At 51.0% G+C, this 20,528-nt stretch carries 22 protein-coding genes and 3 pseudogenes; 21 read left to right on the top strand and 4 right to left on the bottom strand.

Features of this window, described 5'->3' with window-relative positions:
- The first annotated feature begins 378 nt into the window (after positions 1-378).
- From tnpA to IBT47_RS24895, 4 genes and pseudogenes are all read left to right on the top strand, one after another.
- A complete protein-coding gene (gene tnpA, locus IBT47_RS24910) occupies positions 379-993 on the top strand; it encodes an IS66-like element accessory protein TnpA (protein WP_234472097.1) in 615 nt (204 codons plus the stop codon).
- A pseudogene (tnpB, locus tag IBT47_RS24905) lies at positions 990-1,220 on the top strand (IS66 family insertion sequence element accessory protein TnpB); the annotation flags it as partial. The gene tnpA and the pseudogene tnpB, both read left to right, overlap by 4 nt.
- Before the next feature lie 44 nt (positions 1,221-1,264).
- Positions 1,265-2,189, top strand: a pseudogene (locus tag IBT47_RS24900) (IS66 family transposase); the annotation flags it as partial.
- A 27-nt stretch (positions 2,190-2,216) separates the two neighbouring features.
- A complete protein-coding gene (locus IBT47_RS24895) occupies positions 2,217-3,152 on the top strand; it encodes an ornithine carbamoyltransferase (RefSeq protein WP_370569950.1) in 936 nt (311 codons plus the stop codon).
- A gap of 93 nt (positions 3,153-3,245) precedes the next feature.
- Here IBT47_RS24895 and IBT47_RS24890 read toward each other — a convergent pair whose 3' ends face one another.
- Positions 3,246-4,025, bottom strand: coding sequence for an NAD(P)H-dependent oxidoreductase (locus tag IBT47_RS24890; protein WP_200563770.1), 780 nt, complete (start codon positions 4,023-4,025; stop codon positions 3,246-3,248).
- Positions 4,026-4,108: 83 nt separating this feature from the next.
- Here IBT47_RS24890 and IBT47_RS24885 point away from each other — a divergent pair, with 83 nt between their 5' ends.
- From IBT47_RS24885 to IBT47_RS24860, 6 genes are all read left to right on the top strand, one after another.
- A complete protein-coding gene (locus tag IBT47_RS24885) occupies positions 4,109-4,480 on the top strand; it encodes a helix-turn-helix domain-containing protein (protein WP_200563768.1) in 372 nt (123 codons plus the stop codon).
- Positions 4,481-4,608: 128 nt separating this feature from the next.
- Positions 4,609-4,848, top strand: a complete 240-nt coding sequence (locus IBT47_RS24880; protein WP_200563766.1) for a hypothetical protein — start codon at positions 4,609-4,611, stop codon at positions 4,846-4,848.
- A 267-nt stretch (positions 4,849-5,115) separates the two neighbouring features.
- Positions 5,116-5,397: a type II toxin-antitoxin system RelE/ParE family toxin gene (locus tag IBT47_RS24875; protein WP_200563763.1), complete on the top strand. Its 282-nt coding sequence runs from the start codon at positions 5,116-5,118 to the stop codon at positions 5,395-5,397.
- Entirely contained in the window at positions 5,397-5,705 is a 309-nt protein-coding gene (locus IBT47_RS24870) for a HigA family addiction module antitoxin (RefSeq protein WP_200563761.1), read from the top strand. Before IBT47_RS24875 ends, IBT47_RS24870 begins: the two co-directional genes overlap by 1 nt.
- A gap of 599 nt (positions 5,706-6,304) precedes the next feature.
- Positions 6,305-6,904 (top strand): hypothetical protein, encoded by a 600-nt coding sequence (locus IBT47_RS24865; RefSeq protein ID WP_200563759.1) that lies wholly within the window; start codon positions 6,305-6,307, stop codon positions 6,902-6,904.
- Positions 6,905-6,958: 54 nt separating this feature from the next.
- On the top strand, positions 6,959-7,810 hold the full coding sequence (locus IBT47_RS24860; protein WP_200563757.1) for an LPD29 domain-containing protein: 852 nt from the start codon (positions 6,959-6,961) through the stop codon (positions 7,808-7,810).
- 125 nt (positions 7,811-7,935) lie between these two features.
- On the opposite strand, the gene IBT47_RS24855 is transcribed toward IBT47_RS24860, so the two are convergent.
- Positions 7,936-8,439: a lytic transglycosylase domain-containing protein gene (locus IBT47_RS24855; RefSeq protein WP_200563755.1), complete on the bottom strand. Its 504-nt coding sequence runs from the start codon at positions 8,437-8,439 to the stop codon at positions 7,936-7,938.
- 456 nt (positions 8,440-8,895) lie between these two features.
- Here IBT47_RS24855 and IBT47_RS24850 point away from each other — a divergent pair, with 456 nt between their 5' ends.
- On the top strand, positions 8,896-9,297 hold the full coding sequence (locus IBT47_RS24850; RefSeq protein ID WP_200563753.1) for a hypothetical protein: 402 nt from the start codon (positions 8,896-8,898) through the stop codon (positions 9,295-9,297).
- A gap of 47 nt (positions 9,298-9,344) precedes the next feature.
- Here the strand turns inward: IBT47_RS24850 and IBT47_RS24845 are convergent, their stop codons facing one another.
- The gene (locus tag IBT47_RS24845) at positions 9,345-10,391 is read right to left on the bottom strand and encodes a hypothetical protein (protein ID WP_200563751.1); all 1,047 of its coding nucleotides are present in this window, start codon (positions 10,389-10,391) and stop codon (positions 9,345-9,347) included.
- A gap of 93 nt (positions 10,392-10,484) precedes the next feature.
- Here IBT47_RS24845 and IBT47_RS24840 point away from each other — a divergent pair, with 93 nt between their 5' ends.
- The 8 genes and pseudogenes from IBT47_RS24840 (at position 10,485) to IBT47_RS24805 (ending at position 17,048) form a co-directional block, all read left to right on the top strand.
- The gene (locus IBT47_RS24840; protein WP_200563749.1) at positions 10,485-10,679 is read left to right on the top strand and encodes a hypothetical protein; all 195 of its coding nucleotides are present in this window, start codon (positions 10,485-10,487) and stop codon (positions 10,677-10,679) included.
- A 1-nt stretch (position 10,680) separates the two neighbouring features.
- A pseudogene (locus tag IBT47_RS24835) lies at positions 10,681-11,166 on the top strand (TraU family protein); the annotation flags it as partial.
- Positions 11,147-11,383, top strand: coding sequence for a conjugal transfer protein TraH (locus tag IBT47_RS24830; RefSeq protein ID WP_200563747.1), 237 nt, complete (start codon positions 11,147-11,149; stop codon positions 11,381-11,383). The pseudogene IBT47_RS24835 and the gene IBT47_RS24830, both read left to right, overlap by 20 nt.
- Positions 11,383-12,375 (top strand): conjugal transfer protein TraG N-terminal domain-containing protein, encoded by a 993-nt coding sequence (locus tag IBT47_RS24825; RefSeq protein WP_200563745.1) that lies wholly within the window; start codon positions 11,383-11,385, stop codon positions 12,373-12,375. Before IBT47_RS24830 ends, IBT47_RS24825 begins: the two co-directional genes overlap by 1 nt.
- The gene (locus IBT47_RS24820) at positions 12,326-15,430 is read left to right on the top strand and encodes an AAA family ATPase (protein ID WP_200563743.1); all 3,105 of its coding nucleotides are present in this window, start codon (positions 12,326-12,328) and stop codon (positions 15,428-15,430) included. Before IBT47_RS24825 ends, IBT47_RS24820 begins: the two co-directional genes overlap by 50 nt.
- Before the next feature lie 3 nt (positions 15,431-15,433).
- Entirely contained in the window at positions 15,434-15,943 is a 510-nt protein-coding gene (locus IBT47_RS24815; RefSeq protein ID WP_200563740.1) for a hypothetical protein, read from the top strand.
- Between the two features lie 263 nt (positions 15,944-16,206).
- Positions 16,207-16,524 carry a helix-turn-helix transcriptional regulator gene (locus IBT47_RS24810; RefSeq protein WP_013512837.1) on the top strand — a complete coding sequence of 106 codons (318 nt, stop codon included), beginning with the start codon at positions 16,207-16,209 and terminating at the stop codon, positions 16,522-16,524.
- Positions 16,521-17,048, top strand: coding sequence for a rhodanese family protein (locus IBT47_RS24805; protein WP_200563738.1), 528 nt, complete (start codon positions 16,521-16,523; stop codon positions 17,046-17,048). Before IBT47_RS24810 ends, IBT47_RS24805 begins: the two co-directional genes overlap by 4 nt.
- Positions 17,049-17,165: 117 nt before the next feature.
- Here IBT47_RS24805 and IBT47_RS24800 read toward each other — a convergent pair whose 3' ends face one another.
- Complete coding sequence (locus IBT47_RS24800; protein WP_200563737.1) at positions 17,166-17,723, bottom strand: GNAT family N-acetyltransferase; 558 nt, start codon at positions 17,721-17,723, stop codon at positions 17,166-17,168.
- Positions 17,724-18,092: 369 nt separating this feature from the next.
- Here IBT47_RS24800 and IBT47_RS24795 point away from each other — a divergent pair, with 369 nt between their 5' ends.
- On the top strand, positions 18,093-19,127 hold the full coding sequence (locus IBT47_RS24795; protein ID WP_200563735.1) for an FAD-binding oxidoreductase: 1,035 nt from the start codon (positions 18,093-18,095) through the stop codon (positions 19,125-19,127).
- A 260-nt stretch (positions 19,128-19,387) separates the two neighbouring features.
- A complete protein-coding gene (locus IBT47_RS24790) occupies positions 19,388-20,482 on the top strand; it encodes an amidohydrolase family protein (RefSeq protein WP_234472094.1) in 1,095 nt (364 codons plus the stop codon).
- The last annotated feature ends 46 nt before the right edge of the window (positions 20,483-20,528 follow it).

Below are 20,528 nucleotides of genomic sequence, written 5' to 3'. Positions count from 1 at the left end.
GGCCCTGCCGGTAAGCTCCGCCGAACCCCTGCGGGTTTCGGGCCTTGCGGCTGGGGTCTGATGGCGAAGGTCCAGGGCGTGCAGCTGGCTGACGCCAGCGCCTTCACTGGCCACAAAAGAACGTGGCCGCTGAGGGGCACGCTGTGGCGTGCAGGTGTGTTCCTGCTCATCTCCGCTGCCGTGGCCATGTTCCGGCCAGTCCGGCGCGGAGGGCTGGTCGTAGCACCCGCCCGGCGTTGCTCCTTTGCCCTTTGCCGCGACGAACTCACCGAAACATGAAGATAACCACTGAGAGGAAAACCAGCATGAACGTAAGCGTCTTATCCAGACCGTCTTTTATTTTTTTCCGCGTTTTCTACCATGGACACTTTCGCGAACATGGACACTACCGTGGACAAAAACACGCCTTACATCAGAAGACCCTGGATTTTCACTGCACTAAGCCTGCGGTTTAACGACGCCCTGACTTACCGTGAAATCGCAGAGCAACTCAACATCAGTAATTCCGCTATACATAAAATGTTTACGCGTTTTCGCCGCACCGGCATTAACTGGCCACTGCCGGAGGAATACACGCCTGAGCGTCTGGAAGAAGAGCTTTACGCCTTCAATCTTGAGACAAATCTGCCGGTTAAAAAACGCCGTCCGGACTGGCCTCTGGAGTTCAAAATCCGCCTTGCAAATTTAACCCTGCAGCAGGGCGCCTGTGTGGCACAAATTGCACGTGAGCATGGCATCAACGATAACCTGCTCTTCAACTGGCGTAATCTGCATCGTCAGGGACTGCTGGATCCTGCCAGCAGGGCCTCTCTCATCCCGGTTACCGTGGAGCCTCTTTCGCCACCCAGGCACAACGGGGCAGTATCATCAGACTCTCCCCCGGTCATCAGTTGCAAGCTGACGCTACCGGGCGGCAGCCTGAGCCTGACCGGGCCACTGACGCCAGAGCTGCTGCACGTACTGGTCAGTGAACTCAGGGAGGGTGAGGCATGATTAACTTTCCGGCTGGCTCACGCATCTGGCTGGTCGCCGGCGTGACGGATATGCGCTGCAGCTTTAACGGGCTGGCAGCGAAAGTGCAGAACACGCTGCGTACGGACCCGTTCAGCGGGCACCTGTTTATCTTTCGCGGGCGACGGGGCAACATGATAAAGATGCAGTGGGCTGACCGCGACGGTCTGTGCCTGTTCACCAAACGGCTGGAGCGGGGGCGCTTCGTCTGGCCGGTAACCCGCGACGGTAAAGTCCATCTGACGCCGGCGCAGCTGGGCACACGCCTCTCTACCGCCAGTCGGAAATATACCGCCGTCAGGGCGTTGAGCGAGCTGCTGGAGCCGCTGTATGACCTGCTGCGCCAGTATGTACTGATGCCGGGTAAGGTGCACACCGACGATATCCCTGTGCCGGTTCACGATCCGGGCAGCGGCAGAACGCGCACGGCCCGGCTGTGGGTGTACGTGCGGGATGACCGCAACGCGGGGTCACAGCTTCCGCCCGCGGTCTGGTTCGCGTACTCACCGGACCGTAAGGGAATACATCCGCAGCAGCACCTTGCCGGGTACAGCGGTATCCTGCAGGCAGATGCCTACGGTGGCTATAACGCGCTGTACGAAGACGGTCGCATAACCGAAGCGGCCTGCATGGCCCATGCCCGGCGAAAAATCCACGACGTTCACGTCCGTACGCCAACAGATATCACTACCGAAGCGCTGAAGCGTATCGGTGGGCTGTATGCCATCGAGGCAGAGATACGCGGCAGCCCGGCAGACAAACGGCTGGCGGACAGAAAAGCCAGAACCGTCCCGCTGATGCAGTCGCTGTACGACTGGATACAGTCGCAGATGAAGGTCCTGTCGCGCCACTCGGATACGGCGAAGGCGTTCGCGTACCTGCTGAAACAGTGGGACGCGCTGAACCTGTACTGCCGCAACGGCTGGGCCGAAATAGATAACAACATCGCAGAGAACGCGCTGCGTGGCGTCGCACTGGGCCGGAAAAACTGGCTGTTCACCGGTTCTGATGCGGGAGGGGAGCGTGCCGCCGTTTTGTACTCGTTGATCGGCACCTGCAGGCTGAACGGCGTGGAGCCGGAGGCGTGGCTGCGCTATGTGCTGGGGCATATCCAGGACTGGCCGGTGAACCGGCTGCGCGATCTGCTGCCGTGGAATACCGGAGTGACCTGTGACTAGGAAAACGGCTCGCGGTTAAGATATATAATGTTTGCTCTTAACAGAAAAGGACAAGAGATGAATCCAGCCAGTCTGATAAGGATCGATGCGATGGATCCAGATACCATAGAAAAAGTATCCATAAGAGCTATCGAACTGTCTTCTTGCTGGCAGAGGCGACAAATGCCTGAAACGCTTTGCCATGCAAGAGTGGGATTAATTGAGGAGTTGCCGGGCTGGCGCAATCCGGCAGCGATTAGTCTTGGAGGTGCCGCCATGGGTGCAACTGTCACCCACCTGAATGCCAGACTTGAAGGTAGTGAGTCTGTGGAGGACCTGGCGTCCTTCCTTGAAAACTGGTTTGACATTATTGCCATCCGGACACCTTCTCTTGATAAGCTTGAACAATTTTCTGCAGCAACCAAAATGTCAGTCATAAACCTGCGAACTCACAGTAATCATCCCTGTGAGATTCTGGGAGATTTGACATACATAAGGCATTTAAAGGGAGGGTGGAACAATATCCACGTTGTCGTTCTCGGGCCTGATGCAAACATATTAAGCTCATGGATCGAAGCTGCATCTGTATTGCCTATAACGGTGACTCAGATAGCGCCGCCAGAGTTACTGATTGCTCATGGTGGCAGAATTAAAAACTTTCATACTACTCATGATAAATATGTCATAGAAAGTGCTGACGTGATCATTACTGACTGCTGGCCAGACCGTGTTACCACTGAACTTAGAAGTAAACTGGAGAGGTATCAGGTTGACAGACAATTACTTTCGACCTGCGACGCCGATACTGTGTTTATACCCTGCCCCCCTGTAACTCGTGGCAAGGAGGTTTCATCTGAAGCAATGCTGGACAAACGCTGTCATGTAAAAGAAGCCAAAGACTATCTGTTACATGTACAAAATTCGGCTATGGAGTTCATGTACCAAAGCCTTCTCAGTCCAGCATCAACTCCAACACGGAATTAAGCATAGTCATGCTGTTTGGTTGTCGACACGGTTTTTATGAGACTTGCATATTAACTCTGTTTGAAAGTCATTGAGGCCTGCATGAGCCTGAAATTAAGAATTTTTCCAGCTATCTGGATCATGTCGCACAAACGGACTGTATTCCGGAGCTTCAGGCTTCAATGTTTTGTCTTCGTTGAAATCATCTTCTGTATTGAAGGGGATGATGGGCCATTCATGTATATTGGTTAGTCTGTTTTCAAAGTCTTCCACTTTTTCATCCAGTAACTTCTGCTGCTCTATTTTTGCTATTCCATCGAGGCCGCCACGCACCCCATGTATAAGATAAGGTTCCAGCATGTTGTAACCTATATAATGAAGCGCATGTATGGGTGACCATAACATCAATCGCATGTCGCCATGACGTCCATTATAGCCACAGGCATTTTCAGGCGCACCGGCAGTAACGGAGAGTAACGCACGCTTACCTTTCATCACGCCATTCTCATGTCGGTGCCTGCTGTCATAGATCCCACCATAAACAAACACCCGATCCATCCATCCTTTCAGGATGGCGGGCATGCCAAACCACCAGAAAGGAAAATGCAGAAGCAACAGGTCAGAGTTGATCAATAACTGAATGTGTCTCGAAACATCATCGGGCAGAATTTTCTTTTCCCAGTGGTGGCGCTGTTCCCTCAGGGCATCAAACCTCACTGAATCCTGTCTGTCCGGGTAAAAGATTTTACCCTCAACAGGTTCGAAGTTTTCACTGTATAAATTGACTGAGTTAACCACTGAGCCTTGCTTTTCAAATACTCGTGCGGCTGTGGCAGCCAGATATGAGTTAAACGAATCCGCCTCAGGGTGAGCGGTGATAATCAGTACATTCATATTGGACCTCCCTAATGACTTTTAACTGTCATAGTGTTTTCTTTTTGTTATGCAATCAATTACGCACTTTGAGGTAACTACTCATGCCATACCCAGGAAACGTTTACTCTGATAAATGTTCAGCACGTGATGCCCTTGCGCTTATATCAGGAAAATGGGTAATGCTTATCCTTCCTGCTCTCGCTGAAGGTCCCATGCGCAATGGCGAACTGATGAGAAAAATCGAGGGAATTTCACAAAAGGTTCTTACCCAGACTCTGCGGCAACTTGAACGACATGGCCTGGTGTCCAGATTTGACCACGAAGAAAAACCTGCCTGCGTAGAATACAGCCTGACAGGAGTGGCAGACTCACTCGTCAGCACACTTAAAGCTCTTGATCGCTGGGCCGAGATAAATTTCCCTGAACTTGACGCCGCAAGGATCAGATACGATCTGGAAAAAGATGATGATTAATTACGTATGAGGAGTCTGATATGAATCTCATGCAAGTCAGCTTCGACAATGACAATTGAAAGAATGTGGACACTATTATCCAGGAATCGGAGCCAACTGCACAGACGGTCTAAATGAGACGCTTACGCATGAACACACATAACGTCAACACCGCCGCTTCTGAATCTTCCAAAACATGGGTGGGACAGATCAACATCCGTAACCTTTCCCCTCGGCTGGCAGAAGAAATGCGTTTTCTGGCGTCACTCTGTGATAAAGAAGAACGCATGTTACACATTGAACGACTGGAACTGATTGACGGTGCCGCACTTCACATCGCTGACCTGTGTGCGATTCAGTCACTGACTGGTCAGTACCACATCCGTTAATTCCGTCCGCTGTTGTAGCTGCCTGGCTTCTGGCCAAAAAAATGGTGACCTCTGCGTTTGAAGAAGGAGGAGAGGCTGAGTGGGATCGTATCGAGAAGTCTCTGCGCGCGGACCTCATTGTGGGGTACTACCATCCCTGACTCTGTGCGGGCAGGTATGCAATACAGCTACCTGCCTGATATCCGGGAAATGGCATACCCATTGAAAGCGTTTCCCGTTGAGAAACGTATGGTATAATGTTCCTCAGAAGGAAACAGGAGGCAGTACGTGATAAAAAGCTGGAAGCATAAAGGGCTTCAGAAACTGTTTGAGAAAGGCGACGCCAGCGGCGTTCAGGCTCAGGACGTGGATCGTATCCGGCTGCGCCTGCTGGCGATCGATGAGGCCGTGTCGATCGATGATTTTCGTCTCTATCCTGGTTTCCGGTTTCATCCACTCAAGGGTGACAGGAAAAATATCTATTCGATCACCGTCCGGGCAAACTGGCGTATCACATTTGAATTTACGGATGGCGATGCCTGGATACTCAATCTGGAGGACTATCACTGATGGCAATGTTTAATCCCCCGCATCCGGGCGGGCTGATTACAGAATACCTGGAAGACTACAATGTCTCGCTGCGTTCTCTGGCGAAAAGTCTCGGTGTTTCACCCGCTGCGTTAAGTAAACTGGCGGCAGGAAAGACGTCTGTCAGCGCGGAGATGGCGGTACGCCTGGAGGCCGGTCTGGGTATTTCAGCGAGGCTCTGGCTGGCGATGCAGGCAGCCTGTGATCTTAATAAAGCGCGGGAAGTCACGGATGTATCCCATGTTGTGCTTCATCCGGGGCAGGGACCGGATCTGGCCGCTAAAGTCTGATGCCGGGCCTTTAAAGGATTTCGTTTATCCCCGCCTGGTCTGGGCGGGTTTACGTCCGGCTGAAAACTGCCGCATGCCGTTCCGTCACCGGATAAAGGCTGCGCTGACGCGCAGCTCTGCTCCGTTCGCGTGAGATTATTTCTGTGTGACTGCATCATCTTTACTGTACTGCTTTTACTTCCTCTTCCTCTCCTGCTGTTTATCTCCTTTCTCCCGTCATGCAGCTGCTGCAACTGAACGTCCTTCAGAACCGTAAACCTCAGCATGGCCCCCTCCGGCTCCCCGGCGTTGCCGGGTCGTCAGCCCTACTGCGCTAACCGGCAGAGCCGGTAAGCTCCGCCGAACCCCGTAAACGGGTTTCGGGCCTGCCGGCTGGGGTCTGATGGCGAACGTCCAGGGCTCTGCAGCTGGCTGGCGCCAGCGCGTTTCACTGGCCACAAAAAGACGTGGCCGCTGAGGGGCACGCTGTGGCGTGCAGGTGTGTTCCTGCTCATCTCCGCTGCCGTGGCCATGTTCCGGCCAGTCCGGCGCGGAGGGCTGGTCGTAGCACCCGCCCGGCGTTGCTCCTTTGCCCTCTGCCGCGACGAACTCACCGAAACATGAAGATAACCACTGAGAGGAAAACCAGCATGAACACACACAACGTTAACACCGCCGCTTCTGAATCTTCCAAAACATGGGTGGAAAAAATTTGTGTGAATGCCACCAGTCTGGATGAGGAATTACAGGTTTCGGCTGATTCACTTATGAGAGGGGAAGGATTCTATTATCCGACGCGAAATGGTGAATGGGGGCGTGATTTTCTGGTTTTTGATCGGGCTGAAGTCTCTGAGCTGATGTCCCTGAATCTAACCTCACTCAAACGCATAACGTCAAGCGCAGGCAGTGAATCGGCGCTTTACGATACCGGGATAAATTCGCCTGAGCGTTACATCATCAGCCGCAGCGGCACCATCCATAAACGGCTGGGTAACCTCTTTACTGCGGCAGCCATTCACCGGCGACTGGTGCTCGAGATCCTTACCAGGAATAACACCGTGTTCATGGAAAAACTGCACGAAGCACTGGCGGCCGGGCTGGATCTGTATGTCGCATCGTCGGTTGCAAAGGGCCACATCCCACTGGAAAAGGCTCTGCATCCGGACCGCAATTTTTATGACACATCAGCGCACCCGAAAGACTGTGATATTCCGTTCTGAATAACAGACGGCCCGGTCGGGCCGTTTTATTAAAATTAAAGGAGGGCATTAATAATGAAAAATACTCAGCAAAAGCCTCTGGTAGTCGGCCAGGTTGTCAGTACGAATCTCTATAATAAAGGCCGTGGGGCTGTTTTCGCGATTGATGGGGAACAAAAACCGGAAACAGTCGTTTCCGTCAAAGGAATAATGACGCGTGGCGGAAATGCTAAATTTGATATTGCATTCTTTAATGGCAGCATTTCCCGAAGTCTCCCTGAAAGCATTCTTCACGGTGTGCAGTGGTCGGTGACAGATGAGGTCATATCCGGGGATGAACTGGACAATCTGGTATCACACTGCCTTCAGGTAGAAGACAATAAGCGTAAGCAGATTGACAGAGCTAAGGTGATTTTTGAAAACCTTTGTATTCAGCTGAAAACAGATAAACGATACAGTCATCTTACACAGGAACAGTCCGGCGCGAATCAGGTTACAAAAAACATCAGAAAAGAACTTAAATCACAGTTCCCCGGCGTGAAATTTTCAGTGCGTAAAAATCATTATGACAGCATAACGGTTTCCTGGACTGACGGGCCCACTGAGGAAAACGTTAAATCCGTTACTGAAAAATACAGGGACAGCTTTTTTGATTCGTCACAGGATATGTCCGTCTCCTGTCGTTCTGCTTTCAATGTGGTTTACGGCGGCGTGGGGTATATTTCTCTGAAAAGGGAGTTTACCGATGCAATTCTCGATAAAGCACTGTCGGGGATTCATAAGAAATACGGTACAGAATTTGAAGGGGTTAAAATTGATAAAAAGAATTACAAATCAGGCGCACTGTACAGAACGGGGCAGGCGCTTTTCTGGCACAGTCAGGGTTTTGACGGCGAGATAAGACGAGTTATGAAGGTTACGGAGTGATTTATAAAAGGAGCCGCAAGGCTCCTTTATCGCCTTCTGTTTTTATCCGGCATCGAACCGGATAAAAGCAGAAACGGTTCCAGAGATCGCAGAGCTGTCAGAAGAAAACTAAACCATTCAGACAGTCAGTTTCTCTCAATGACCTTTCGCGGAATTTTTCCAGCCCTGATATCTTTGTAGTGGCCATCGATGAGCATCGCATAGCGGTAACGATTCCTGATGGTAATCTCCCTGTTCTTAACACCTGCATTATACATTCCGACAGCAAGCCACCCGGCTCCATACTGATTGAAATTTCTTCTCAGCACCATTGCACCGACATAAATGTTGAGGCAGGGATCGGCCCGCATTTTTTCCGGGGTGAGTGCCGGGTATTCTTTCCTGAAGTTTTTGAGCGTGGCGTCATTGATTTGCATGATGCCGTAATCGGTACTGGTTATTTTACCTTTCGCGTCCCGATTATAATTGATGGCCTTCGGATTGTAGCGGGATTCCTGCCAGGCGATAGCGCGCAGATAGTCGGGATCGATTGAGTACCACTGGCCAGCCTGAATAAAACAGTCAGCAATAGATTTTGATATATTGAGTCCTGACGCCAGCAGGGCGATTGCAATAATAATAGATCGCATAAGGCCACCGGTTTTTAAAGGGAAAGGGACGAGATACAAAACTATAATATCACGATGTAAATATTTTGACACACCACTCGCAAAATAAATTTTGCCTGTTAACTCCTTTAAAATCATAGTTATAATGCAAAGCAGGTTGAAAAGCGTACAATTGAAGGTTACCACGCGGTGTCTGAATAGGCACCACGGAGTTACCCAATGGTTACCACGAAGTGCTTTTGGTTAAAATCATATACATAAGAAAAAATCGAACCACGTGGTAACTACATGGTTACCACGTGGTTACCATGATAACAGCATTTTCAAGGTGATATTTTTCTTGTGGTTACCGCATGGTGACCACGTGGTTACCTTGTGGTAACCTGTTTTTGCCTTTCAAAGGATTGCAGGTTAGAGAATGGTATGGGAGTATCCTTAACAGCTGATGGCTTAAATTATTTTTCGAGGGAAAATACGATGTCTCAAGATTCAGAAAATAAACGAAACCGTGTGAATCTCACTATACCCTACTCATTCCTGGAAAAGGTCGATCAGCATGTACAGGCCAGACTGGAAGATGGAGAAAGCAGGGAAACAGCGAACCGTTCTGCGTTCGTAATGGAAATGTTCAAACTTGGATTGCGCGTGCATGAAAATTCAAAGAAAAAGGGGCCGGATGAAAAGACTCTTGATGATAAACTTGAGCTTATCGCTAAAAATGCGATCGTTACAGGATACGTTGTAGATGCCATTTTCGGTGTGCAAAAAGAAACTATTGACCAGTCCAGAGTCATAAAAAATGCTTCTCTTCTCGATCCTGAATGGTTAGCAACAATGAACGAGCAGGTCGCTGGCAGACTAAAAAAATTCTTTCCCTGATTATGATGACAGGTTAACCTGCCACCACAAATTATCTTTATTAATATCTATTGGGATTTGTCTTTTATACTGGCCTGACTATCAGCAATTTCATTTCCCTTTCTTAGCTCGTCAGTTTCTTTTTCAAGCGCTTTGCGAATATACCTGCGCAGTGTCAGTGCATTAATGCCGTACTGCGTATATATCTGCTTTCTGGTATGACCACCGATCAGAACAGCATTGACTGCCTGATCTCTGTCGCGTTTTGAAAGAGGATTCCGGTTGTCATATTTTAATCTCCGCCTTTCAGTATCAGGCTTTTCTTTTGCCTCTTTCCAGGCTTTTTTAACATACTGAACGCTGACTTCAAGCTTGTCAGCCGTCTCCTCAATTGTTTTACCCATCATCCTCAGCCTGATGACTTTTTCCTTAAATGCCTTTGGAATGATATTCTGTGACGGGTCTTTACCGACATATTTAATCAGCGCCATGGTTGTAATATCGTACTGTTCGAGGATCTCTTTTCTGAGCACTCCCTGTGACAGTTTCAACCGAATTTCTTCAACATCCTTTTCAGAGAGTTTTCTGTCTCTCTTTTCTTTCGGGAGTTCTCTGTTTTCTTTCTCTGCCACTTTCTTTACGGCGTGATAGATCTGTGAATGACTGACACTACAGATTTCACTAATCTCTTTCATTGACCGTCTGGGCGTTGCACAGTAGAGGTCATATATCAGCTGCCACCTTCTGTAGCGGTATTCCATCGCGGAAACACCCGTTTTACTGAATACGGTTTTATAAACAGATGATGCGGAGCATGACTGGTCAGCCGCAATCTCATTTACAGACCAGCCCTGATAGAAACGCTCCATTATTTTCTCTTTCTGAATACCGGATGCGGAATTCTTTTTCTTTTCCGCAGCTGCGCCGCCGTTTGCTGATTTTATTTCAGGGACAATTTCTTCTTCAACCACTTCAATCAGGAAAGCCTGTTCATTTCTTCTCTGAAGTTTTCTGGCTTCGGCGGCATTAACGACGGCAACCGGGAACGGAAAGAACCAGTCAGCACTGACGGCGATCCATATTTCAGGTTCAGCCGAACCCGCCGAAAGTTTCACCGTTCCGATGACCCGATTATAAAAGGATTCTGACAGGGCGGTTCCGGCACTGACGATATCCGTGCTGCAGCAGCGAAAGCCGGTGTGAAGAATGTGCCTGAGAACATTGCCGATGGCAGCGGGCTGGCAGCGAATCAGGCACTGGCAAAACGCCTGCAAATCCAGGGTACACCGGCCTTTATCGTCATGCCGGTGCAGGGAGCAAATGCCGGTAATGTCTCGTTTATCGGCGGAGCCGCTGAGCTGAGTACCCTGCAGGCGGCGTACGACAAAGCCAGGGGGAACTGATATGGGGTGGCGCGCAGTCAGTCTGATCATGGTCCTGTGGTTCAGCCTTCCGGCCCAGGCGAAAGACCCCACCTGTGATGGCCGCTGGGTGAATCCCATTACCGATGTGTGCTGGGAATGTCTGTTTCCCATGAGTATCGGTAACGTGAAAGTCTCGTCAGGTAAACTGCCGGACACACCGAATCCGTCATCGCCGATCCAGTTCTGTCCTGTGCCGCCACCGGTATTTGAACGGCCGGGTATTGCGATTGGCTTCTGGGAGCCGTTCGCCATGACCGATGTCACCCGGGCGCCGGGCTGCATGGTCAATATGGGCGGTTTCACCATCCCGATCCCCGGCGCGCCGACCGGAACAGGGACCAAAACCGCGAATGAACACCCGGGCACGTTCTACAACGTTCACTGGTACAAATACCCGCTTATCTCCTGGCTCAACATCATCACATCCACGATGTGCATGCAGGGCGGTGAGTACGATATCGGTTACCAGTGCCGCCGGTTCACTCGATACCGATGAAGAGAACAAACATTTTCGTGAAAACCTGCGGCAGGTCCGCAATGAACTGAGCGCGCGCGTGGCCCGCATTCAGGTGCAGCAGAGTGGACTGGCGGAATACGATCGCAGTCTGGCCGAAACACGCCAGCAGCTCTCTTCCTCCGTGTCTGACAATATCCTGTCCAACTACCAGTTCGGGGGTAACTAATGGCGCTTGAAATGTGGGTCGCCAGCGGTGGCGGCATGATCACAATGGGGCTGAACGCAGTGGCTACCGTCATGCAGAATGACGGCTGGAAAACGCTGGTGTGGATAGCGGAACTGCTGGGCATCATCTTCTGTATCCTGACCTGGCTTAAAACCCACGATCTGAAAGTGATGTTCATGTGGGGGCTGACGTTTGTGCTGGTCACCACGCTGCTGCTGACGCCCAAAACGACCGTGGTGGTTAATGACCTGACCGCGCCGCAGACGATTGGTCGGGTCGATAACGTGCCGATTGGACTCGCCATACCGTTGTATCTGGTCACCGGGACCGGCTACACGCTGGCCACGTTGTATGAAGATACGTTCCATTTCCCGGACGAGCGGGCCTACACCAAAACCGGGATGCTGTTCGCCTCCAAACTGATGCAGGACAGCTTTACCATCGAAAGCCGCGATCCGGTTCTGTCCTATAACCTGGTGGAATACACGAAACAATGTGTGGTTCCCGATATCATGCTGAACCAGAAATACACCTATCAGGACGTAATGGAATCTGCTGACGTCCAGTCGGTTATTTTCAGTAAACCCAGCCCGCTGCGCGGAATAATGTGGCGAGATACTTCAGGCGCTAACTTCATGTACTGCCGTGATGCGGCACCAAGACTGAAAACGCTGCTGCAGGCACAGAGTAATGCCACCGGCAGAACGTTCCTGACTCATGCGGCAAAAATGCTGCCCGGCAGTACCGCGCCTCAGACCGTCTATGCAGACCAGCTGGCCGGTTCCTATAATTACTTTTTTGACAGCAGTAAATCCGCGCAGTCCATCATGCTGCAGAACATCGCAGTAGCCGGACTGAGGAGAGGGATGAACAGCTACGTTAAGGGAATGAACGACACCGCCTCGATGGTGGATAACGCTGACAAACGAAAAAGGCCAGACCGTGGGACTGAAAATCAGCGCCATCGACAGCCATTACCGGCTTTACCGTGAAAAAACGCTGGAACTGCGTGAAGGGGAGCAGCTGCGGGCCTCAGCCGGTATCCACGTCAGGGCCGGTGCTGGCGAAATGCTGACGGTCACCGGTCTGAAGCAGGGGAAATGGCTGTTTAAGGACAAGCTGGTCATGAGCAACAGTCGCGGAGAGAAGGTACATGTAAATCCTGACGCGCCGCTGTATGCCGACTACGGGTACACAGAATCATTCGGGGCAACACGCCGCGAGGAGGGGAGTGTCATCGCCGTGCTGAGCGGGCGGGATGTCAGTGACGCCACCATCAACATGCTGAAGCGAAGTGGTGACAACGTCACTGCTTTCACCAGTCTTGATGAACACTCCCTGACAAAACGTCTGGAGGAAAACAAACCACTGGTGACCATCACCGGCAGTCTGAAATCCCTGAGCGGCCAGAACGACCTGACGGATGCGCTGCGGGCACTGGGCGCGCGGAAAATGTCACTCAATGAACGTGAGGTCCGGCTGGCCATTGAGAAGGTGACAGGCACCAGCGTGACCTTCAGTGAAACGGCCGTCCGGGCGGAGATTGCCACTGATAACGTGATTCTGGCGGAGAACCTTTCGCTGCATATGAGTCTGCTGCAGAAGCGGGGAGAAATCATCCCGCTGAGTCCGGAACAGGGTGCGGCCGGTTTGTTTATTTCACGCGACAATTTCGACAATGAGCTGACCATCCTGCGGCATGTGGCGGAAGGGAAAAATGCGGTCAGCCCGCTTATCGCCGGTGGCCTGACCGCAGAGCAGTCAGGCAGGCTGACCGACGGTCAGCGTCAGGCCGCCGATCTTATTCTCACCTCCCGTGACCGGATCATCGGCATTCAGGGCTACGCCGGTGTGGGGAAAACCACACAGTTCCGAACGGTGGCCACTGCGGTCAGCGAAATGGACAATCCGCCGGTTATTGCCGGTCTGGCACCCACTCACCGGGCGGTGAGTGAACTGAACGGTGCCGGTATCCCGGCGCAGACCATTGCCAGCTTCCTCAGTGAAAACAGCCAGTGGCAGGAGGCAGGGGAAGCACGCGATTACAGCAACACGCTGTTTGTTATCGATGAATCTTCCATGAACGGCAACGCACAGATGGCCTCTCTGCTGACGGTTATCGCGGAAGGAGGAGGCCGGGCGGTACTGAGTGGCGACAAGGATCAGCTCAAATCGCTGGAGTCCGGTGCACCGTTCGCGCTGACACTGGATCGCAGCGCGGCAGATGTGGCCGTCATGAAAGAGATTGTGCGTCAGACGCCGGCACTGAGACCGGCTGTTGAAGCGATCATCGCCGGTAATGTCAAAGAAGCCCTTTCCGTGGCAGAGCATGTCAGCCCGGAGGTGGTGGCTAGGCAGCGTGAGGCGGTTGTCCCTGAAAGCAGTGTTGTTGACGTGCATGCACTTCAGGTTGCCGCTGAAAAACAGGCGATCGAAGAAGGCGCGAAAATGGGGCTGTCGGAAAAAGAGATCGATGTTCCCCGCATCGACATTTACTCCCTTGTCGCTGATGACTATGCCGGCAGGACACCGGAAGCGCGGGATAACACACTGATAATCACGCCGCTGAACAGTGACCGCCAGAGGCTGAATGAGAAGGTACATGAAAAGCTGATTGAACAGCGCGTGCTGGACAGGGACGAAAGCACTGTGGTGAATCAGCTTATCCGGGTGGGTAACAGCAATGCCGATCTCGGGCGCCGTTCATTCTGGACGACTAACCGGGATAACACGGTCAGGATCGGGGAAAAGTATTACAAAGTGGGAGAGTCTGACCAGGACAGCGGTATTGTCCGCATGCACGGTCTGGAAGGTGCTGATGACCGCTGGCTTTCCCCTCCGGAACTGCGTAAAGAGAGCGTGGCCGTGTACACGTCCAGGACCGCAGAGATAAGCACCGGTGAAAAAATACGTCTGACGGCCACTGACCGTGAGCGGGGAATTATGTCGAGTGATAAGGGCACCGTCACGGGGGTGACAAAGGACGGACAGATAACCCTCGATACCGGCGGCCGGACGCTTACCCTCAATCCCAACCGGTCACTCGCGGATCAGCATATGGACTATGGCTACGCGGTCACGAACTACAGCTCCCAGGGTGCCTCTGTGGACTATGTCATTGCACTGGCGTCAACCGGCAGGATGGCGACACTGGACAACGCCTATGTGCAGCTGTCGAGGACGAAAGAACACGTGCAGGTTTACGCGCAAAATCTGCAGAGATGGACAAAGCAGGTTGAGAGTAACAGCGGGAAACGGGAAACGGGGCATGACGTGGTGATGCGGGCGGAAGATAACCTCGCTGAACGCGAAGTCAGGCTGTGGGATAAAAGCCAGCCGGTGGCGGACACCCGGCTGGCGCAGCGCACCGACAGTGACCTGATGGCGGACGCACGGTTTCTGTCTGGGAAGACGCCGGAAATCATCTGGCCAGTCATTAACGAAAATGGCAGACAGCGCGGTAACTGGCATGTCCCGGTATCGCCGGCAACCGGACAGGTTGACTTCAGTCAGGCGCATTATGAGGGAGCCGGAGACGGTAACCGGATCGTACTGCAGCGCGGTGAAAAACACGGTGAAATACTGCAGGCCGAAGATATCAGGCAGGCGCTGACGCTGATGGATAAAAATCCCGACAGCCCGGTGATCCTGTCCGCCGGTCGCACAGAGGAGAGCGAAACCCGTTCGCCAGAGACAGCAGGCGCATCCGCGGGCGAGGAGCTGCAGGTGAAGGATGAAGAAGCGCTGGAGAGGGCTATCCGCAATACCCTGGGTACAGAAGAAAAAGAGGAGCAGGGTGAACAGCGAGGTGCCGAAGAATACACCGGGCTGAAGGACAGCAACGGTGGGGAGAAAGACCGCCACGGACTGGCAGACAACGCGGAGCGTGAGCTGGAAGACAGCCTGCTGGCACGGTACGGGCAGGATAAAACGGATGACGTTCTGCATGACCGTGATTTCCGCAGCGATGAAGTGAATATCGTGCGACACGAACGAGTTCACACCGAGCCGGAGCCTAAACCTGCACCACAGAAAACACTGGAGTAATCGATGAGCGGATTTCTCGTTATTGTCACCTCAGCGGTGGCCCTGCTGGTTCTCTACGTCATGCTGCCTGAGCTGAGTGGCAGAGGCTGCCTTCTCAGGCGCTGGAGCCGCGACACCTCCGGCGCGGCCGGGAATGTGACTGACAGCATCACAACGGAACACCTTTCGCGATTTATCCGCGAACACGGGTTAACGGAAAGCGAGTCCAGGCTGCTGCAGAATATGCGTACCCGACCGGCCATGATGCCGGTGACGTTGCTCCTGCATCCGTATCTGGTACGGCGGGAAGGGCGGCGGTTTGTCAGGAGCGGCAGGCAGAACATGCTTATCGGTGCGCTGGTAACGATCGCGCTGATATTCCCGCCAGTCACCGGGATGGCAGTGGAGCACCCGGTGATGTGGCTGGGGTCTGTCATTAATATTGCTGCTTTCGCAGCCGGAGCAAATCTGGTCAGGCAGTGCATGTCGGATACCAGCCTCTTGAATCTGCTTTTAACGGGAAAAGGTGACTGAGAAAACACTTTCTGCCAGCACGAAGATTACCCCATCTCAATGTTTTTCCCTGAATGCTGAAACTCTGAGGGCGGCGCTGGCCATCAGCGCCGTTCCGACAGCAGCAGTTTGTTATACCCTCAAACAACTCAGGAGTTACCTATGAGCATCACAGGCAGCTATGAGCGAACTGCCGACATACTGCTGCCCTTAAAATTGCTTGATTGCGTGTGAGTAAAATTTAATTTAGATTTTACTAAATTTAGAAAATGCTAAAGTAAAAAATGAACGAGACTCATCTGTTTCAGTTACAGCAAAGCGCTTTGCTGGCAACAACGCTTCTTAAGTCGATGAGCAACAGCAATCGACTGTTGATCCTCTGTATTCTGATCGACAAACCTGGCACCTCTTCAGGTGATTTGGGGCATTTGACCGGCTTAACTCCTTCAGCAACCTCCCAGCACTTAGCAAAAATGAAAGAAGACGGTTTAATTGAGTCTGAAAGGGTGGCGCAAAAAGTGAAGTATTTCATCAAAAACGACGCGGTGAAAAAGGTTATATCCACGCTAAAAGACATTTATTGTCCCGAGGATTTCAAATGACTTTAGAATCAGTATCACCACAAGAAGCAAAAAGGCTTATTGATCAAGGTGCTGTTCTTGTTGATATAAGAGACTGCACTGAATACTTGCGTGAGCACATACCGAACGCGCACTCACTACCTCTTACCGATATTAGGGCAGGTAAAAAGTTGGAAGGTACAGATCGCTTGCCTGTCATTTTCCATTGTCTGTCAGGCATGCGCACGGCTCAAAATGCCAACGAGCTCATGAAAGCAGCAAGCCCTTTGCCGGTATTACTGATGACTGGCGGCATTAACGCCTGGAAGAGCGCCAACCTCCCGACTATTGAAGACAGGAAACAACCGTTGCCGACCATGAGACAAGTTCAAATTGTTGCGGGCACACTGATTCTTGTCGGCGTTGTATTAGGATACACCACGGATAGCTGGTTCTTTTTACTGCCAGGCTTTGTAGGAGCAGGCTTACTCTTCGCAGGAGTAAGCGGTTTATGTGGGATGGCAAGTGTATTGTTAAAAATGCCATGGAACAGACCTGATAAGTAGATGTAAATTGAATTTTTTGATAGCAGCTATGTCCGCGCCTGGCACGGAGCGGGCCGTTATTGTCCAATATCGGACTGTATCAAAAAGCGCACGTTGTAGCTTCAGGGCACGGTACGCTCAGCTGCTGTATTTATAAATAAAGGTATCGTCAATCACTCCAGCGCTGTCCAGTCGATCAGAAGCTAATATGGCTTCTAGTTTGAACCCACACTTTAATGCAACAGACTGACTGCGCACGTTACGTCTTGCAGTACGAATTTCGATTCTTTTAGCGTTAAAAAATTCCGAGGCTATTTTTGTAGCCATCTTGCATGCTTCAGTCATTATGCCTTTTCCCATCGCATCCGTGGCAAGCCAGTAACCGATCTCGAAATAAGGAATAGCCCGATTCCTTATGAATAAGCTAATACAACCCAGTAGTTCCTCTGACGTACTGTCAATAATTAAAAGCTTATACTCTTCTTTGTCATTTAGGAAATTGTCTGCTGCATCCAGTATATTATTCCTGACTGAAGAAAGAGAATGAAAGCCTGGAGACCAGAGCAAAAATTCATGATGAAACGGACTAAATTCATTGAGTTTACGTTGCATTTCTTCTGAGCGACTCAGGTCTGGAGTCGTCAGATAAAAACGGACGTGTTGCAATAAACAAGCAGGAATTTCATCAATGCGCATCTTTATTGTTCCATCTATATAGACTTTTTATTTAATTAACACACACCGAAAAAAAATGCATCCATTTTATATAGCTCATGCCCTTAAAAAATGGATTACACAATGACCAATGGGAGCAATGCACAGCTAAAAGTATTACTTAAAACGTTAATCCATGGGTGTTTAACAAGGTCCGCTCCTGGCACGAAGCGGTCTGTTACTCAGTGACTGCGTGTCACACTCTGACAGCCAGCCTAGAGCGTTATACAATCCTCTAAAGCTGGTGTCATAAAGAGTTGTGGCAACGAATTTTGTAATTCTAAGAAGTTGTCTTTAAGCGCTTACTTTTGCATCATGTTATGAACATGTTTCCCAAAAGGAGTTGGCACAGTGAGCCGAAAAAAAAGGATCGTCGTTGTCGGTGCCGGGATTACTGGCGCATCAATCGCATGGCATCTTGCCCACCTTGAATTTGAGGTCACCATTGTTGAACAAGATATGCCTGCTTCAGGTGCCACCGGTAGTGCGTTTGGCTGGCTGACCGGTGTGGTGAAAGATGATGCGCCTGATGTGCTTCTACGGCGCGCCGCAATTGCAGACTGGCACAGGCTGGAAGAAAAAATACCGGAACTTCAGATTAACTGGAGTGGTTCGTTGAAGTACGGCGAGGCATACGGGTTCTTCATGAAGGATGAAAGCCTCCTTCATAATGCTGAAATAGCTCAACTTGAGCCTGCGTTAGTCAATCCCCCCAAACAAGCCCGCTATGCTGTAAAAGACGGCGCTATCGATGCTCCTGAGGCGACACGTATCTTAGTGGACAAAGCCTGTGAGAAAGGCGCTGTGCTGCAGACCCAAACAACCGTTTCGGGTTTTTGCATGACTAAAGGTAAGGTGACGGGAGTCCTGACTTCTCGGGGTAAACTGGATGCAGATTGTGTTGTACTGACCTGTGGTACCGGGATTCCAGCCCTGACTGAGCGTACAGGTTCTCCAGTTCCGATTTTGCCATCACCGGCAATATTACTACGCTTTGCCGTCCCCCAGCGCGTGGTCAGGACGCTAATCTCGGGTGATGATATTGAGGTTCGGCATGCAAGCAACGGGGATTTGTTAGCCGCAGAAGATTACCCTGCAGGTGGAAACGTAAGAGAAACGGCGGTTTCTGCACAACTCGCGGTAAGTAGCAGGCTCGCGGGTGCAGAGTCGGCCGTTATCATCAAGTACTCAGTAGGAGAACGCCCTGTCCCGCAGGATGGTTATCCAGTTCTTGGTTTTACTGATGAGAGCAAGTGCATTTACGTTGCATCTATGCACCCTGCGGTTACTTGTGCCGCGACAATTGGCAGGCTCGTTTCGGAAGAATTACGCGACGGGCAGAACGATGAAATCTCTCAACATTACCGCCCATCTCGTTTCATATGAATATTTTTCATTTTATAAAAAACATCTGTAAATCAATCTTCTACAATATTTTAATTAACCTCTGGGATTTAAATTGGGAGCCAATTCAACACATTAAGTCTGTTTTTAAAGCAGGCGTGACAGGCTGCTTTGAGCGATCTTCGGACGTTGCCAACAGCATTCCGTGTGAATTAAAGGGGAGCAGGTCAACAGCTGTCTTATCAGCGCAATGACAATGTGTATACTCTGAGTTAACCCTATTGATTTACGGAGGAGTAGGTATGTCCTGTAAACTTCGAGCAGTACTATTTACCGCCTGTTGTTTCTCTGCTTCAGTTAGCGCCGCGCCTCAGAATACTCTACTCATCCGTCAGGGTTATCTGTTACCCATGACAGATAAAGGACAGGATCAACCCTCGACCGACATCCTCATCCGCAATAACCAGATAGTACAGATCGGCAAAAATCTTGTCGCCGCCGACGCAAAGATAATTGACGCCCGGGGTAAATATGTAATGCCGGGGTTCGTCGATGCGCATAATCATTTATGGGTCACCACCATGCGTGGCCAGTTCAGAAATAAACAGGGAAAGTTTTTCCCTGTCAGTAACAAGTTAGCAAAGGGGATGCAGCCGGATGACATCTGGCAGGCAATATATTCTGGTTCGCTCGAACTGTTACAGTCAGGCGTCACTACGACTGGCGACTTCTTTGATAATATTCGTGGTCCTGCCTGGGGCGATGCTGGCTTCAGGGCGCTGGAAAAAAGCGGCATTCGCGCCATCATGTATTACGGTGGTCCTGATAAAACCACGAAAAACATGATTGATTTAAAGCACCTGGCTGAACTCAAAAAGCAGTCAACCGGTCGTGTTCAACTCGGGCTGGGCTGGCGAATCCCTAGGGATTTATCCAGCCAGCAGAACTGGGTAATGCGGGATAAAGAATACAGGTTTGCTGTTCAGCACAATTTGCCGATTCAGGTGCATGTCAGCGGCGATGCCCGTGCAATGTTCGATGCACTTATAGACCGTCAATATTTATCGCCATCGCTGACGGTGATACACGCAAGCGATGCGCTCCCGCAGCAGTTAAATGCTCTGCAGAAATCGGGTGGCGGGCTGGTATTAACACCGGTCAGTGAGCAACGCGTTGGTTATGGACTGACCATGCTTAATCACTTTGAGGTTGTTGAAAGACAGGGGCTGGGCATAGATGGTAATGCATTGTCTGGCGGGGCTAACATGTTTGAAACGCTTCGCACAGCCGCGCTTACTGAAAGTGGTAAAGCAAAGGATGAAACGCTTCCAGACGCGCGCCAGCTTCTGACGTTAGCAACGCGTCGCTCTGCTGAATCGATAGGGCTGGGGGTGTAAGTACACCCGTTTTAGTTCCACACACTTTTTGAGATTTCCGGTTTCT

The organism is Erwinia sp. S43 (genome assembly GCF_016624745.1).
Classification (GTDB): Bacteria; Pseudomonadota; Gammaproteobacteria; order Enterobacterales; family Enterobacteriaceae; genus Erwinia; species Erwinia coffeiphila.
Note: the sequence above shows the minus strand (reverse complement) of the source record. Positions and strands in the feature narration are given on the sequence as shown.